Here is a 15,889-nt window from a genome sequence, read left to right as displayed (position 1 = left end):
AGCTACAGATACTTCTTGAACGTCGCCGCCGCAATGCACACCGCCAGGCCGAGCAGTGCGGCGCTGGGCAGCAGGATCAGCAGCGGGTTCACGCTCACCGGCAGCGCCAGGTAAGTCACCCACGGCAGCACGGCCAGCGGGATCAGGCTGGCCCTGGCGCGGTGATAGATGAACCCCGACTCGCGGCCCGCGCCGAAGCGGCGGATGTCCCGGCGCACCAGACCGTCCACCAGCCCGACGAAGGCGGCCATCAGGAACAGCGGCAGGGTCAGGCACAGCACCAGCATCCGCACGATGAACACCAGCGTCGTGTAGGCCGCCGCGATCAGGTAGCTCTCCAGATGCACGTAGACCAGACCCAGGTAGTAGCGGAAGTCCTTGGTCGGGCGATGGCTGCCGGCGCTGGCTTGGGCCGAGGCGTCGCGTATCCAGTCCAGCAGGCCGCTTTTCACGAACAGCCAGTCGTAGCCCTGCTCGACCAGCCGGTGCGCGGTGCGCCCCGGCTCCTGCACCAGCGCGCTGCGCGTGAAGTGGGTGGAGAGCTGGTCCAGCTCGTAGTGCAGCATGCCCTGCGCGTGGCGCCAGCCCTGCTCGGGCCAGAAGAAGTGCATGCCGACGCATTCGATCAGGATGCACAGCAGCAGCGCGCCGCACAGCACGCCGAAGAAGCGGAACGGCAGCGTGACCAGGCCGGCGATCAGCCCCTGCTGCCGTTGCTGCTGGCGCTGTGCCGCGACGGCCGGATCGCTCATGCTTCGGCTTCTTCAGCGGCGGCCAGCTGCTTGAAGTCGTCCAGCAGGTCGTCGGGCAGCGCCTTGTCCTGCAGGCCGGGGATGCCTTGGTTCTCCCACCAGTCTCCCGCCTCGACGTAGTGCTGTCGCATGTAGCCGGCCAGCTCCTGCAGATCCTTCGGCATGGCTTCGTCGGGGTCGGGTGCCGGCAGCGGCATGCGGACTTTCCAGAGGTTGCCGCCCTCGGTCAGCGCGAAGCACTGCCCCTTGGGCAGCGCCACCACATGCGCCGGCTCGATCAACGGCACGCTGTTGCTGCTGATGCGGTCCTGGGTGTTGGACGTGAAGGCGGTATTGCCGTGCGGGTCGGAGCTGTCGGTGGCGCCGCTCATCAGTGCCGTGGCATACACCTCGACCTTGGGCAGTTGTCGCGTCAGCAGTTCGGCGGTGGCGGTCTCGCGCACGCGCAGCATGAACAGGTTGTTGAAGTTGCCGACCACCTGGCCGGCCTTGGCACGGTTGCCGATGCGCGCCTCGATGTCGCTCAAGGTCTGCGTGTAGGCCGTCACCTGCACGCCGGCACCGCCGCCCTTGTTGACCATCGGAATGAACTCGTCGCCCATGAGTTCATTGAATTCGTCGGCGTGGACGTTGATCGGAATCTTGGCGCTCACCGCGGCGCCGGGCAGCCCGTCGTCGATGCCGAACTTGTAGATGTGGCCGGCGACCGAGACCAGGTCGCTGAACATCGAGTTGCCCACCGCCGCCGCGACTTCGGCGTCGGACAGCGCATCCAGGCCCACGTAGACCACCGCGCGTTTGCGGATGACCTGCATCCAGTCGAAGATCGGTCGCGGGTCGGACAGGTCGGAATAGTTCGGTGCGAGCAGTTGGGCGATCTTGCCGGTGGTGAGCTTCTCCAGCAGCGGCAGCAGCGAAGCGACGATCTTGTCGAAGTACGTCCGGTCGTAGCGCACGGCGCTGCGCAGGCCATCGAGCACCGGGTCATAGACGCGCACCTGGGACAGGTACTGTTCGAGGGCCACCACGCGCTTCTCGCGCCCGATCATGTTGCGCGGGATGTTCTTGTCGTTCAGCTTGGCTTCGAGCTGGACGATGACCTCCCAGGCCTTCGGCTCGTTCTTGGCGAAGTAGTGCTGGGCGTACTCGATGAACAGCGCGTCGATGTTGATGACGTGGCGCTGGATCAGCAGGTAGTCCGGCCGCTGCCCCAGCTCGACCAGGGCGCGCGCGATGATGTTGACGAAGCGCCAGGCGAATTCGCGGAAGGCGGCGCTGTTGCCTTCGCCCGAGAGCTGTCCGGCGATGCGCGTTGCCACCTCGGAGATCCGCCCGAACCGGCCCACAGCGTTGTAGCGCGCCGAGATGTCCGGCCAGCCCAGATGGAAGACGTAGAACTCGCCTTCGCGCCCGGCGCGCTTGGCCTCCACATACATGCGCTTCAACAGGTCCGCATCGCCCTTGGGGTCGAAGACGATCACCACCTCGTGCTCGCCGCGGACCTTGCGACGGATGTCCTGGGTGATGAACAGCTCGGCCAGCCGCGTCTTGCCGACGCGCGTGGTGCCCAGCACCAGGGTGTGGCCGACGCGCTCGCCCAGCGGCAGGGTGACGTCGACCTCGTGCGGCTCGATGCCATGCAGGCGCGGCAGTCCGCCGACCGGCGGCAGCGGCCGCGCCGGGTTGAGCGGGCTGTCCCAGGCCAGCGCACGCGCCAGCGTCGAGACGGGAAACGGCGCGAACTCAAGCCGCTCCTCCAGCCGCCGGGCGGCCCGGTAGATCGCCGTCGGCTCGACATAACGGCGGAACTCCGGCCGGTAGGTCTGCATCAGCCGGTGCGTGTGCCGCTGCTCCCAGCGAAAGCCCCGGCCGACGAACAGCCGTTGCTGACTCACCGGCACGTCGCGGCTGGTCATCACGTAGCGCGGCAGGCGGCGGATGTTGCGGCGATAGCGCAGGATCGCCCAGGCATCGCACAGGCGAATCGCGCCGAAGGTCAGGAAGGCCAGCGCCGAGCCCAGGCCGAGCAGCGGGTTCAGCGCGAGCGACCACGGTGCCACCAGGCACAGAATCGCGGCGCCGGTGCAGACCGCCACGGTATGAAGCTCCACCGCTGGCCGCAGCAGCACCTCGACCGCATGCGGTTGGGCCATTTGCGCACCTACTGCTCGACGCCGGTGGCCGTGATGAGCACCGGGTAGTGGCGCAGGCCCAGGCGCTGGGCCAGGTCGTCGCCGGAGGCCGGCGAGAGGGTGAGGCCGGGAGCCAGCCTGCGCAGCGCCGTCAGCGCGGCCATCGACTCCACGTTGACCACCAGGCCCACGGCCTGCAGCTCTCGCAGCGCCGCCTGCCGCTGCCGCAGCCAGGCGCGCGAACGCTCGTCGTCGCCGATCAGGAACAGCGCCGTCAGGCCCGGCGCCCGGATGACGCGGCGCTGCACCTCGCCCGGCAACAGTTGCGTCGAGCGCACCGGCAGCATGGCGGCTTCGACGTCGGCCGTGTTGCCCGCGCGAGGGGCCGGCATCGGGGCCGGCGGCGTGGCCTGATCCGGCTGAGGATTCAGCGACTGGTAGTACGGCAGCGCGGAGTCGCCGCCGCGGTCTTCGACGACGATCAGCGGCGCGGAGGCGGTCTGGGCGAAGACGGTGGTCGTGGACAGCAGACCGATGGCGGCGATGAGGACGATGTGGTTCATGGCGTGTTGGCCTGGAGGGTTGGAACGGGAACGCCGGGGTCGAGCACGCGGGTCAGGTGCCGATGCACACTGCGCCGGTAGCGCGCCGCGGGTGCCCCGCCGGCGGGCCGGTGGTAGCGGCCGATGGCAAGCAGCCAGTCCTCGCCCGGCGTGTGCTGTTCGCGCAGGATTTCCGCAGCGATGGCGAGGTTGCGGTACGGGTCCAGCAGCTCGCAGGGCTGCGTGTAGCGATGCGTGTGGTAGCCGAGATTGACCTGGCCGAGGCCGGCGTCGATGCGATTGGCCGGCGTGTGGGCGAGCGCACGATGCAGCCCCGCGCAGGCCTCGGCGCGGGTGGCATAGCGCTGCGGCGTGCCGGCGACGTTGAGCGTCCACGGCCAGGGGATCAGACGCCCGCGCAGCTTGGCGCCGCTCTCCTGCAAGGCCACCGCGTACAGCACCGCCGCCGGCACGTCTGCACGATGCGCCGCCAGTCGATAGGCCGGCGGCGGCACTTCCCGCGCCAGAGCGGCCAACGCCCAGCCGCCGGTGGCGAGCAGCAGCGCGGCGCTGGCGCAGCGGATGGCGACGCGGGACGGCCGACGCTCCCGGCCCGGCGTACCTACTGCCGCTGCCATTGGCCGTTCACCTCGCGCACCACGGCCGGCAGATCGCCGGGGAGGCCGAGCGACAGCCAGCGCCCCGCATCGTGGTTGAGCGTGATGGTGCGGGCGCGCACCCTGGCCGGGTCGATGCCCGCCTGGGTGGCCCACTGCCGGATGCGCGCGTCGTCCTGACGGCTGCCGACCATGTAGAGATCGAAGGCCGTGCCGGCCGCCTGCAACTGCTGCACGCGCTGCGCGCACGGCGCGCAGTCGGCCTTGACGAAGACCGCCAGGCGCCCGGAGCCGGTGTTGCCGGCACCCTGCGCCTTGGCGCCGAGCAGGCTCACGCGCGGCTGGCCGGGAAACAGGCGCTGCCACGCCGCGTCGTAGGCCCGCTGGTAGGCCAGCGTCTTGCCGACGCGCCGGGCCTCGGCCTGCACCTGCAACTCCGCGTAGCGCCTGCGCTCCTCCTCGCTGCGGGCCTCGATGCCCAGCGCCGTGAGCGGATCGAGCTGGGGCGAATAGACCCCGAGCGGCCCCTGCATCAGTTGCCGGTAACGTACCCACTCCTCGGGGTGAAGCCCCCACTCCCGCGCCTGACGCTCGTCGAGCGCCGCATCAGCGCCCGGCTGCACCTGGGCGGGCACCATGCGCGAATTCGTCACCGGGGCCGGCTGCGCGGATGCGCCGAAAGCGGCGAACAGGACGACGGCAGCGAGCAACGGCCGCAGGTTCATGGCGACCTCCTACGGCACCGCAACGCGCTGCGTCTGGCCGTTCACCTGGAACACACCCGCCTGCGCCTCGATGGACTGCAGTTGCCAGCCGCCCTCGGCATCGCCCTCGCGCAGCAGCCGGGCGCCCGCGAGCGAGGCCGCGGCGGTGGAGGTGATCGACAGAAAGCGCTCGCCTCCACGCAGCTCCACGCCGAGCACCCGGAACGGCGGCTCCGGCACCTTGGGCTTCGTCGCAACCGGAGCGCGCGGGCGAGCGGCGGATGCCACCTGCCGGGCCTTCTCCAGGCGGGTTTCGATTCCGTTCACGCGCGCCTGCAGCGTCTGCAGGTCGACGGCCAGAGCCCTCGCCTCGTCGGCCTCTTCGATGCGCGTCATCCGTTCGTCCAGCGCCTGCCGCGCGGTGGCGAATTCGGCCTGGCTGATCGGCGTCGGCCGGCGCTTGTCCGCATCGGCCTGCTGTTCGAGATCGGCCACGCGCAGGCCCAGCGCGTTGACCTGCGCATCCTGTGCGCTGCTCTGGGTCTGTTCGGCGAGCCGCGACAGGCCGACGCTGTTGATGAGTGCCACGGCACTGATGAGCAGCAGCCAGAAGGCCGCGGAGATCTTGAGCCAGCGCGTGCGGGAATTGCGCTCGGATGGCGCTTGGGGAAAGGTCATGGCTGCATCTCCTCGGGCCGGTCGGCGTCCGGCACGGGCGTGGCGGTGCCGGGCGGGTTGGCGGAAAGGAAGGTGGGAGCACCGTGCCGGCTGAAGCAGACCTGGCGGGTCAAGTCATCGACCGACAGCTCCCAGGCGGGGTCGGCAAGGGTCAGCAAGGCATCGCGCAGCATCAGCGGACCCAGGCGCAGGTGTGCGGCGGGCAGCGGCAGCGCGTAGAGCGATGCGGCCTNCGCAGAGCCGGTAGCCGGAGCGCAGCAAAACGTGGCGCATGGCATCGCCCACGCTGGCATCGAGCATGGGCGGAATCGAGACCTCCACCGCCTGCTGCAAGAGATCACGCTGCGCGGGCTCCGGCACCAGCTCGACCAGGGTGTAGCGGCCGTAGCGGGCCACGGGCACCAGTCGCTGCTCCAAAGCTGGCTCGTCGGGTGGCGGCGCTTCTATGTGGTCAGGGGTGGCCGGTGTCGTCGTGCAGCCGGACAGCAGGCCGCTGAGCACGACGAAGATGCAGAGGAAACGAGGCAAAGACGGCAGCATGTGGCACCCCACGGTGACGGGATGCCTGCACCATTGCAGAACCGTGCTGCGCGGGCTGCCGAAAATCCGAAACGCGCGGCGCCCCATTTCCCCAAGAAGGGGCGCTCGCTACACAGTTCGACCACCCAAACAAGGAGAAGGAAGTTGGCGAAAGACGATGCAGATAAAGCGGGCAGCACCGCCGCTGTCGAAAAAGGTCTTGGAGCGCTGGAGAGAGCCTGGGATGCCCACTGGGCGTTGCGGTTGATTTGCCTCGTCCTGTTCCTCGACATGGCCATGATGCTTCGTGCCGGTCGAGGGCTGTGGCAGTGGTCGGCCGGCGACAAGGCGCTACTGAGTGATGTGGGATGGGTCGCAGTCCTCGTCGTCGCCTTCAGCTTCGCGGTAGCCATCGTGATCCCCGTCGTCCTGATCGTGCTGCGTCAGATCAGCGTTATCGTCCTCAGTTGGCTGCCGGGCTTTCTCACGGCTTCGGCTGAGCCGGCCTACCAGAGGCCACTGGGATATGCACCTGCACGCGACTTCCGAAACCTGGCTCTGCGCGAGAAGGACAATTTCCTGTTCCGCATGTATGAGGCACATGAACAGAAGAAGCAGGCCGAGAGACTGGCTCGGGAGCGAGCCGGCGAGCTGACGGCGGCAGCCCTTCTGGCGGCGCTGGCGGATTGGCTGCTCGTGCAGTGGATCTCCGGTAGCGTCGGCTTGATCGGCGCGATCGTCGAGGCGCTGGCCGGCTGGGCGCCCATCGTCACGGCGGTCACCCTGCTGTGCGCTGGTTTCATCCTGAAGTGGGCCTGGTTCTCGGACACCCCTCCCGACGTGATCTACTACCCGCCGCTGGATCAAGAACTGCGGGACAAGGAACGGGAAGCCCGCGGGCTTTGCTGAAGAAAGAAGCGGCCCCCGAAGGGGCCGCCAAGTTCAGCAACGCTCAATGCACCAACTGCCGAGCCAGTGCCACCTCCACCGAGTCGCCATCCTGGTTCAGGACATCGAGCCCGGATTCAGGAACGTCGCCCGAGGTGGATTGCGACACCATGATCTTCCGAGCCATCAACCCCAGGCAGGTCATCTGCGAGGAGTTGGCGTAGCCGAGGTAGATCACGCGCACCGGCTGCTTCTGGCCGATGCGCCAGGAGCGCCGGGCGGCCTGCTGCAACGAATACACGTTGTAGCCGGACTGGAGGAACACGATGGTCGGGAACTCCAGCAAGTCCAGGCCGGTTTTCACCAGCTCGGGATTGGTGATGAGCACGTCGATGCCACGGTCCAACTGCTCGGCGATCCAGTCCTCGCGGCGGGAGGCATCCACGCTCGCGCGCAGCACCGCCACCTTGAAGCCTTCCTGCTCCAGCAGCGCCTTCAAACGCGACGTGGTGTCGCGCGTGCCGGTGTAGACCGAATAGACCAGGGTCTTGCGACCTTCTGCCTTCTCTTGCTTGCAGATCTCGATCAGCTCGCGTTCCTTGGGCATCACCTCCAGCTCGTTGAACTGAGCCGGCACGAACGCCAAGGTGTTGCGCGTGCGCGGATGCACCACCGTTTCCGACCGGAAGCAGCAGTCCGGCCAGGCCAGCAGCACGTTGAGGACCACACCGAGCAGCGTCGTGTCGCGCTTCGCCAGGGCCTGCTTCAGCTCCTGGGTGAGCCGACCCGCCAGATCGCGGTAGGCCGCGGCTTGCGCCGTGTCCATCGCGACTTCGCGGAACTCCTCGTCGTAGGGCGGCAGCACATTGCCGCCGATGTCCTTCAGCTTGAGGAAGACCGTGAACGGCAGGACGCAACGCAGCACGCCCTTGGGACCGAAGCCTGGCGCCTTGACCGTGCGCACCGATACCTTGGTGCCCTTGGCCGTCTTGTGCGCCGTGCCGGTGCTCTCGGAATAAATGTCCTTGAGCACCCCGTGATCGCGCATAAACGCCATCGCGGCCGACGTCATGCTGCCGCTCTTCGTCGGCCGGTAGCCGTCTTCGATCATCCGCCCCGGCAGGGCTCGGAACAGCAGGTGGAACAGGTCGTCGCCGTAGCCGCCCATCAGTGTGCCGGTGAGCAGCAGCGTCTTGCGCGCCTTGGCCGCCAACACCCCCATGGCCTGGCCCTGAGCGGAGCCGCCGTTCTTGTACTCGTGCGCCTCGTCGGCGATGAGCAGGTCGAACGTGCCTTGGGGAAGCTGCCTCTTGATGAACTCGGACGGTTGGTAGCCGCCCTCGCCGAAGCCGAACTCCATGTTGGCCATCGCACGTTCCATGCGATGGGCTTGCCGGTCCGAGAAGACCAGCTCGCCGTTGCCATCCATCAGGTTGATGAACTCGTGGATGTTGTCCCCGAGCATCGATGCGAGGAAGGCGTCACCGAACTTCTGCATCAGCTTCTGCGCGGTCACTTCGCCAATGGTTGGAATACGCTTCAGTGCCTTGAGCACGGTCGAGGACTGGTCGCTGGCGGACAGACCTCTGGGACGGATCAGCGTCCACAGCGGTGAGGTGCAGTGGCTGCATTTACGGCGGGACTCTTCCGCTTCTAGATCGATGGTGTTGACAGGCTCGCCGTCCAGGTCGGTGATGACATGCCCGCAAGCCGGGCAGGCCCCCACGTCGCCGTGAGGCGTGCGCCGCCGAACGAAGACAGGCTTCCAGTGGAACCCCATCCGCATCCGCACGCGGCCCAGGACGAAGAACTCCTGGCCCTGCGCCGGCACGCCCAACTGCTCACGCAGTTTCAGCAGCTTGACCAGCGTGTCCGGGCCGTTGAGCACCCAGACCTTGGCCCCGGCCACCGTCTCCTGGATTTCGCGCCGCCACTTGTAGACCAAGTGGGGTGGCGAGAGCACCAGGGTGCGGCGGTAGCCTTCGGCGTTGAGCACGGCGGCGGTGGCAATACCCACCGTCGTCTTGCCGCAGCCCATCTCGCCATTGACGATCGCGGCGCGTTCGCCGCGATCGACCAACAGCTCGGTGACAGCGTGGACCACATCGGCTTGCGCCGGGAACAGCTTGCGCTTGAGCGCGGCGAGGATCAGTTGCCGATGCACCCGCACCTCGCCGGTGTAGACCGGAGGATTGGCGCGGTTGAGCGAGTCGAGCAGCTCGTCGCCGAACTCGGACACGAAGTCCTGCAGGCTGAGCGTGAGGGGTGAAGCGGCCGCTTCGAGCAGGTCGCCCTGCACAGCGGTTTCGGGAACGGTTTCGAGATCGAGGGACATGGTGATGCTCCAAAGCAATGGGGCATGCACCTCCCCCACGGGGCGGTGACATGCCCCTGGGTGGGAAGAAAGAAGCGGCGCGAGGCCGCTGGATGCGGATCAGTATTCGCTGGGCAGCAGCAGTGTGGTGACGCTGCGATCCCATTCGGTGATGATCCAGAGCTTCAGGTCGCGCGTGACCTGGTAGGACGAGAACAGACGATCCTCGCCAGACTTCAGCGCGGCGTCGTTCTGCCGCCGATCGCTGTCGCTCAGGTCGCCCCATTCGCCATGAAGATGGCGGCTCAGGTACGGCGTGGGGTTGAGCCGGCCCTGTCGGACCAGCTCGTCGACGCCGGCGGTCATGACCACCTGCCCTGGCGAAAAGCGTGCTTGTGACCCGAGGTTGAGGACTGCGAGTGCCATGGTGGTTTCTCCTTCTGGAAGAAGGGGCCACGGCACCCCATCGGGGCAACGTGACCCCGGTGGGTGGATGAAAGCGACGGCGAACCGTCAGGGAACAGCGATCAGCGGATGGTCAGCACTTCGCCCCACGTAGGCGAGCCCAGCGTCAAGTCCCATGCACGAATGACCGGCACGAACTTGTCGGTGAGGATGCGTGTCTCGGCCACGGAGCCGTCGTCGCGTTCGGTGTATTCCGTCTGGAGCATCTTCTCCTTGTGGGTGTCACCTTTGACGACGAGCACGCGCCCGCTCTTGGACGTCACTACGCCGGAAATCGCGCCTGCGGCCAAGGCCAGGGCGAGATGCCAGTGCGACAAGGCCCGCGCGGGCGGACGCAGCGACTGCTGCGCGGCGCCCAGATGCGTATCGAGCGCCGGCCAGAGTCCTTGCAGCCGGCCGACTTCATCGGCGAACTGCTCGGGCTCCATCGTCACGCGATAGAAGTGCTCCGGCTCGGCCGGGCTGGCAGGGACGGTGTACGGCAGGAACGGCCATTCGAGCGGCAGCTCCTCGGCTTCGGCGTCGCCCTGTCCGATCTGCAGCAGCAGACCACGCACGGCCTTGACCGACTCCGACGCCTGGTCGCGCTGACGAATCCTGCGGCCGAAGATCACCACCTGCTTGAACTGCGTTTCCACCGCACGGTAGATGCGCAGGTCGACGAAGTGGCGCGTCAACCATCCGACCAGCTCGGGGTCGAGCACGTAGGACGGCACGATGAAGATCAGCACGCCGCCGTACTGCAGCAGCGGCAGCGCGCGCTGATAGAAGAGCTTCTCCAGCCGCGCACGGCCCTGGCCCTGATAGCCGATGTTGCCGTTCACGTCCTTGCTCAGGTCGCCATACGGCGGGTTCAGCCACAGCAGCCCGAAGGACTGGCGCGAGATCAGCGTGTCCATCAGGTCACCTTGGATGCAGCGATCGACAAGTTGCCGTGCGTGGCGGGCGCGCTCGGCGTCGTACTCGACGGCGAAGGCCTGGACCTGCTCGCGCCCGAGGGCGTGAGCGGCTTCGGCGATCGCCACGCCTTCGCCGGCGCAGGGATCGAGGATGGACATGGAGCCGGGAGACGGCGCCAGTGCGGACAAGGCCCGCTCCAGCGTCGGTTCGTCGGTGGGGAAGTAGCCGTTACGAATGAAATTGCGCGCCAGGCGCGGAAACATGAGTGCCATGGATTTCTCCTGATGATGGATGAGGGAAGGCGGGCACGCGCGGCGCGCATGCCCGTGGGGATGGTTCACGCCACACGCCGAAGCGGTGCGTTCGCGGCCAGTTCGTACTGCGTGGCGCCGAGGGTGCCGTTGCGAATCAGTTCGCCCAGCGCCTTCGTCAGCGCCGGGACATCGAGGGCCAGCCGATGGCCTTCCAGTGGCCCGAGGGCCAAGGGAAGACTGGTCAGCATCCGCCGTGTCTGCAACAGCTCCAGCACGGTGTCGCGCCAGTGGTCGAGCAGTGGCAGCGGGCAGGTGTCCTGCACCAGCGTCCACAGCCGGTCGAGCCGGTGCGCGGAATCCCTGGGCAGAAGCGCCAGCGCGCTGGCGTTGGCCTTGTCTGGCTTCACGCAGCGACGATCGAACAGCCACACATTCGTCAGCGAACCGAACAGCGTTCGCCGATAGGCGCGGGTGATGCGCTTTTCCAGGTTCTCGACGTTGCCGACGAAGACCGGGATGGAAGCGCCCTGCTCGGTGATGACGTGGAACTGATCCAGTCCCTGTTCATCCCGGCCGAGGGTCAGGCGGGCGAGGAACTCCTGAACGGCGGTGTCGCGCGCCCAGATCGACAGAAAGACGAGATTGCCCTGCTCGTCACCGACGCAACCGTCGGCCATGAGGTCGGGGCATTCGTCGATGCGGTACAGCGGTTTCGCGGAAGAAGGTGCAGGCATGGTGATGTCCTCTTGAAAATGAAGGAGCAACCACAGCCCGCGGGGCCATGCTCGCCCCGGTTGGGTGAAGGAAGATTCGTGCCGCTAGACGGCGCGTCCCGCGTGGAAGCGGTGAACCCGCTCGCGCCACTCGGAGCTTTGCACCGGCGCCATGTCGAGATAGCGCAGCGGACACGAGTAGTAGTACGGATGCACGGACTCATCGAGGGACTTGTAGCCCCACTCGAGGCCCGCGCTTTCCAACAGATGGCAGCCGATGTAGGCGACGGACTCACCGGCCGCGAGGCCCATGACGCCCGTCTGCTTGGCGGTGACGCGAACCACGGTCCACAGAACGTCGCCGTCCAGCGTGTGGTCGATGACTTCGCAGCAAGCGCGTTCGGACGCCTGCGGAGCGATCAGCTCGCGGATCAACTGATCGCGCGTCTGACGAACGAAGGTCCAGCCCATGAGGGTCTCCTTGAAGAAATGGCCGGAGCCCTCCCCGTCGGGGGAGAACCCCGGCGGGTGGCGGAATGCCGCGCAAGGCGGCGGATGGATCAGGCAGCTTGGAGGTGCCAGTCCTGGGATAACGGAGCGAACTCGTAGCCCAGCTTGTCGAGACGGTCGCGCTGCTGACGCAGCACACGACGATCCACGGTCGCATCGAGCTTCACGGTCTCGCCCAGGGGCCACAAGGCACCGAACAGCGCCGCGTCGTCTGCCTCGGCCGAGGCCGCAGCGGACACGGGAGCCGGTTCGCTGCCGAACGGCGTGGTATCGACCAGGGGATCGCGCGGACTGCGCGGCTTCGCCTTCGGCTTGGCCGGGGGCGTTGCCGGCACGGGCGCCTGCGCCTCCTCGTCGATCGGATCGACTTCCTGCGGACTCAGCCGGCGGGCTTCGTCGCGGCTCAGGGCGTCGATGTTGGACAGTGTCATCCCGCCCAGATGGGCGCGGATCTCGATGACCATGCGGCCGTTGGCGTTGTACGTGGAGGGACGAATCTCGACGATGACGAAATCACCGTCGTACTTGCCCTCGCGGTACTGATCGAGTTCGGCGTTCTTCACGACGAACTCGCCGATCGAGGTCGCCAGGCGGCCGACGTTGAAGTCGCCGTTCCTGCCGTGGATGGTCTTGATGGCCAGTTGGCCGGGGATGGTGATCATGAAGGTCTCCTGGGACGAAGAGAAGACAAGGCCCCGGGGATGGGGCCTTGCGGATCAGAACGACTCGGCAACGGCCAATGCGGGGGCATCGGCTGCGTCGTCGGCAGCATCGGCGACGGGCTCGGAAGGCTCCGGTGCCGAGGCTTGCTGCGCAGCGGGCGCGTCGGACGTCACAGGGACTTCCGGCTCCCGCTCGTCGGTCTCGGTCGGCTTTGGTTCGGCCTTGTAGACGAGCTTGCCGTCGACCTTGATCCAACTGACGAACAGCAGGCGGGCCTTGAGGCTCACACCCTGCTCGCCGGCACGCTTGCCCTTGGAGTAGGTGAAGGTGTCGGTCCACAGGTCGCCCAGGCGAAAGCCGATCATCACCTTCTTCTCGGCGTCGACCGCCTGAATGCAGCGGCGCACCAGGTGCTGCGCTTCCGAACCCGATACGCGCGTGTCGAAGCGCACATACGAGACGTCATCGCTGGGACCGTTCAGGGCTGCGATGTCGCAGGCCAGGAACGCATCGCCTTTCTTGGGCTTCACTTCGCGGATGCGATTGAGATACCCGAGGCCGGTGATGTGCAGATCGAAGTAGGACTTTTCGGTGGAAGTGGTCATGGTGAATCTCCTGGGAACAATGAGGCGGAGACACACCCGACCCAAGGCGGGGAAGGTGTGGAACCCCCGCGTGGGTTGATGGAACAGCTTGGTGGCATCGCCATCGAGAACCGATGGCCGTTCGCGCATGGATGCCGGTGCGAACTGGAGTGATCAACGCGGCCGGAACCGCATCGCAGCCTTGAAGATCGTGGCTGCCTGGGCATGTCGCTGACGGACGTCAGCGGAACATGGCCGGAAGCGTGGCGCCAGGACGGCGCGCAGGCGAGCGGCAATCGGCACTCGCGGCTGTCCGCATTGCCGGGAAGAATGAGGCCCCCGGAGCGGGGGCCAGGGATGGGCGGTCAGTTGCCGCTGGGGGTGGAAGGAACCGCCTGCAGCGACAGGTGTGTCGCGGTGGCGGACACGTCGAGGTCGTCCTCGCTGCGCAGGATGCGCGCAAACACGCCCTCCTGCGGATCGAAGAACTCGCCGAAGTCGTCGCCACCGACCTCGGCACGCGCCAGTTCCCACCAGTCGTCGAAGGCATCGACATCCGGGTTGCAGCCGGCGGCATAGGCGATGGTCTTCTGGCGACCATCGGGTCGGCGCTCGCCGCGCTCGGCCAGGAAGTACACGCCGTGATCCTTGACCAGGATGACGCGGCATTGATTCGCCACCGCTTCGGCGAGCACGGGCCGCAGCTCCGTGCCTTTGAATCGAACAGTCATGGGTGTGATCTCCAGGGAGGCAGGAAGAGAGGCTTCCCGCCGCGAGGGCGGGAAGCTGCTGGGAGGTCAGTGCCGGACAGCCTTGCGACCCGACAGACACTGCACGCGAATGCGTCTCCAGCTCCCGTCGTCGATCAGCCGTTCCAGCGTCTCGCCGAGGGTGTCGAAGAACACCTCATCGACCCGTTCGACCAGCTCGCCGTCGCGGCGCAGCTCCACCGCGTAGAGGTCGAGGCCACGCTCATACAGCACGGTGACGCGACCCTGGAACTTCATCGTGGCGACGGTGAAGCCGATGGCCGGCGGCGTGCGGATGATGTCGGCGGGCAGCGGATCGACCCAGGTGATGTCCCGCGCACCGGCATCCACCAGCATGTGGGTGATGCGCCGGAAGCCGTCGGGAGCAGGCAACTGCTCCAGTTGGTCGATCAGTTCCTGCAGCTCGGGGCAGCGCGGCTCGGGGATCGGCAGCTTCGCCGGTGCGGAACCGAGCACGAACCGCTTCACCGTGTAGGGCTGGCCGTCGGCGGTGAACTCGGTCTGCTCCTCGGGCGTGTCCGCCCGCTGACCGTCGAAGCGGCGTCTGACATAGGGTTCGACCTGCACCTTGGCGCCCTCGTCGGGCACTTCGGTCACGAGCGTGCGATCGAGTACCGCGAACTCGGCCCGTCCCGTCTTGACGACGATGGCCTCGTCGGTGGTGGCGATGACCTTGCCCTCGAATGGCTTCGGGTCGATGTGAAAGCCCAGCGTCGAAACCTTGGGCTGGCCGTCGAAGATGTTGAACTTGAACGAACGGACGTTGGAAGGCACATGACCGACGACGAGCGCCGGCATCTGTGCGCGGATGGCTTGCGTATCCATGGGGAGACTCCTTGTGGCAACCAAGGGACTCCCGCCTGCAAGGGAGGTCGGTCCCTTGAGGGTGAGGTGGATGGACGCGGGTGCGCCCGGAGAACGAAGCAACCAGCACGGCGAACCGCGCCGCAGTCTCGAAGGTCTCGACTGCCTGGGCATACTGCCGGCAACGCCAGCGAACATGCGGCCAGCGTGCGGCACATGGCGGCGACCGTCCGTTGGGAATCGGCAATGCGCCGGCACCGCGTTCCGCGCAAAAGAAGAGCCCCGACGTGGGGGCTCGAATGGGTTGCGGGTTACTCGTCGTCGTAGAGCGTCAGCCCGTCCAGCACGGGCGCGTCGGCATCGAACACCAACATGCGAACGTCGGCGAGCGCAGCCAGGTGCAACACTTCCACGAGGGACTCCGGCACGCCCTTGGCCCGGTGCTCCTGCCGCAGCTCTTCGGCGGTGATGCCCTCGACATGCTGCAGGTTCGCATCCGTCCAGGGCGTGGCGATCAGCTTCACGCCGACCGCCGGGCTGTAGGGAATGCGGAAGGCCATGAACAAAAAACCGCTCGGCGTGGCGATGTCCGCCAGTTCGGCGAGGAAGCGGCCGGCCTCCTCGGTGATATGCACCGAACTGATTTCCCAAGCACGGCTGTAGAACCCGGTCTCGAAGCGCAGGCGGCGTACCACCTCGCGCGCGGCTTCCTCGGAGTAGGTATCGCCGACGTGCAGCGGCTGGCCGGCTTCTTCGGCCATGACGGCGTAGACGAGGTTTCGGGCGATGCCGTGGCTGGGGCACTGCGCGTCCAGCTCGGGCGGCACGTTCTGGCCCTCGGTGATCAGCGCGAAGTCGTCGCAGAAGACGCAGGCATGGCGCTCGACCTGGCTGTCCGGCAGGTGCGACTGCGAGACGTGCAGCGGCAGATAGCTCAGCGGGCAGTCGTCGTCGTAGGAAATCGCCAGCAGCCGCTGCACGGACAGGCCACCGTAGCCGCGGACGAAGGGGTTTTTGGAATGAGACATGGGATTGCTCCAGCAGAGGATGGCCGAGGCAATCCCCTGCCGGGGATTGAAC

At 67.1% G+C, this 15,889-nt stretch carries 17 protein-coding genes and 1 pseudogene; 1 reads left to right on the top strand and 17 read right to left on the bottom strand.

From position 1 onward, the window contains the following. Positions 1-2: 2 nt before the first annotated feature. The 7 genes and pseudogenes from ACTJJX_RS27455 to ACTJJX_RS27425 form a co-directional block, all read right to left on the bottom strand. Entirely contained in the window at positions 3-752 is a 750-nt protein-coding gene (locus ACTJJX_RS27455) for a TIGR03747 family integrating conjugative element membrane protein (protein ID WP_054414820.1), read from the bottom strand. Then, positions 749-2,905, bottom strand: a complete 2,157-nt coding sequence (gene traD, locus ACTJJX_RS27450; RefSeq protein WP_440782033.1) for a type IV conjugative transfer system coupling protein TraD — start codon at positions 2,903-2,905, stop codon at positions 749-751. The genes ACTJJX_RS27455 and traD overlap by 4 nt, the downstream gene beginning before the upstream one ends. Before the next feature lie 8 nt (positions 2,906-2,913). Next, positions 2,914-3,447, bottom strand: coding sequence for an integrating conjugative element protein (locus tag ACTJJX_RS27445; protein ID WP_077566030.1), 534 nt, complete (start codon positions 3,445-3,447; stop codon positions 2,914-2,916). Further along, positions 3,444-4,064 (bottom strand): lytic transglycosylase, encoded by a 621-nt coding sequence (locus tag ACTJJX_RS27440; protein ID WP_017462931.1) that lies wholly within the window; start codon positions 4,062-4,064, stop codon positions 3,444-3,446. Before ACTJJX_RS27440 ends, ACTJJX_RS27445 begins: the two co-directional genes overlap by 4 nt. Continuing rightward, the gene (locus tag ACTJJX_RS27435) at positions 4,049-4,768 is read right to left on the bottom strand and encodes a TIGR03759 family integrating conjugative element protein (RefSeq protein WP_041104411.1); all 720 of its coding nucleotides are present in this window, start codon (positions 4,766-4,768) and stop codon (positions 4,049-4,051) included. The genes ACTJJX_RS27440 and ACTJJX_RS27435 overlap by 16 nt, the downstream gene beginning before the upstream one ends. A gap of 9 nt (positions 4,769-4,777) precedes the next feature. Continuing rightward, entirely contained in the window at positions 4,778-5,425 is a 648-nt protein-coding gene (locus tag ACTJJX_RS27430) for a hypothetical protein (RefSeq protein WP_017462933.1), read from the bottom strand. Beyond that, a pseudogene (locus tag ACTJJX_RS27425) lies at positions 5,422-5,965 on the bottom strand (hypothetical protein). Before ACTJJX_RS27425 ends, ACTJJX_RS27430 begins: the two are co-directional and overlap by 4 nt. Positions 5,966-6,109: 144 nt before the next feature. Here ACTJJX_RS27425 and ACTJJX_RS27420 point away from each other — a divergent pair. Continuing rightward, on the top strand, positions 6,110-6,853 hold the full coding sequence (locus tag ACTJJX_RS27420; RefSeq protein ID WP_041104406.1) for a hypothetical protein: 744 nt from the start codon (positions 6,110-6,112) through the stop codon (positions 6,851-6,853). A gap of 43 nt (positions 6,854-6,896) precedes the next feature. Here the strand turns inward: ACTJJX_RS27420 and ACTJJX_RS27415 are convergent, their stop codons facing one another. From ACTJJX_RS27415 to ACTJJX_RS27370, 10 genes are all read right to left on the bottom strand, one after another. After that, positions 6,897-9,167, bottom strand: a complete 2,271-nt coding sequence (locus ACTJJX_RS27415; protein ID WP_058147920.1) for a helicase-related protein — start codon at positions 9,165-9,167, stop codon at positions 6,897-6,899. A gap of 99 nt (positions 9,168-9,266) precedes the next feature. Beyond that, on the bottom strand, positions 9,267-9,572 hold the full coding sequence (locus ACTJJX_RS27410) for a hypothetical protein (protein WP_440782032.1): 306 nt from the start codon (positions 9,570-9,572) through the stop codon (positions 9,267-9,269). Positions 9,573-9,673: 101 nt separating this feature from the next. Beyond that, positions 9,674-10,783, bottom strand: a complete 1,110-nt coding sequence (locus ACTJJX_RS27405) for a DUF6094 domain-containing protein (RefSeq protein ID WP_013721854.1) — start codon at positions 10,781-10,783, stop codon at positions 9,674-9,676. Positions 10,784-10,848: 65 nt separating this feature from the next. Then, entirely contained in the window at positions 10,849-11,499 is a 651-nt protein-coding gene (locus ACTJJX_RS27400) for a hypothetical protein (protein WP_440782031.1), read from the bottom strand. Positions 11,500-11,583: 84 nt separating this feature from the next. Further along, complete coding sequence (locus ACTJJX_RS27395) at positions 11,584-11,949, bottom strand: hypothetical protein (RefSeq protein ID WP_440782030.1); 366 nt, start codon at positions 11,947-11,949, stop codon at positions 11,584-11,586. 89 nt (positions 11,950-12,038) lie between these two features. Beyond that, the gene (locus ACTJJX_RS27390; protein WP_034080686.1) at positions 12,039-12,650 is read right to left on the bottom strand and encodes a DUF3275 family protein; all 612 of its coding nucleotides are present in this window, start codon (positions 12,648-12,650) and stop codon (positions 12,039-12,041) included. A 54-nt stretch (positions 12,651-12,704) separates the two neighbouring features. Then, positions 12,705-13,256, bottom strand: coding sequence for an STY4534 family ICE replication protein (locus ACTJJX_RS27385; RefSeq protein WP_004255052.1), 552 nt, complete (start codon positions 13,254-13,256; stop codon positions 12,705-12,707). 344 nt (positions 13,257-13,600) lie between these two features. After that, positions 13,601-13,966: a DUF3085 domain-containing protein gene (locus tag ACTJJX_RS27380; RefSeq protein ID WP_203328734.1), complete on the bottom strand. Its 366-nt coding sequence runs from the start codon at positions 13,964-13,966 to the stop codon at positions 13,601-13,603. 66 nt (positions 13,967-14,032) lie between these two features. Next, on the bottom strand, positions 14,033-14,830 hold the full coding sequence (locus ACTJJX_RS27375; protein ID WP_057390439.1) for a hypothetical protein: 798 nt from the start codon (positions 14,828-14,830) through the stop codon (positions 14,033-14,035). A 290-nt stretch (positions 14,831-15,120) separates the two neighbouring features. After that, a complete protein-coding gene (locus ACTJJX_RS27370) occupies positions 15,121-15,837 on the bottom strand; it encodes a hypothetical protein (RefSeq protein WP_041104388.1) in 717 nt (238 codons plus the stop codon). Positions 15,838-15,889: the final 52 nt, after the last annotated feature.

Origin of the sequence: Pseudomonas sp. 22490 (assembly GCF_052044465.1) — a bacterium.
Classification (GTDB): Bacteria; Pseudomonadota; Gammaproteobacteria; order Pseudomonadales; family Pseudomonadaceae; genus Pseudomonas; species Pseudomonas aeruginosa.
The sequence above is the reverse complement of the archived record's forward strand: the minus strand, read 5'-3'. Positions and strand labels throughout refer to the sequence as shown.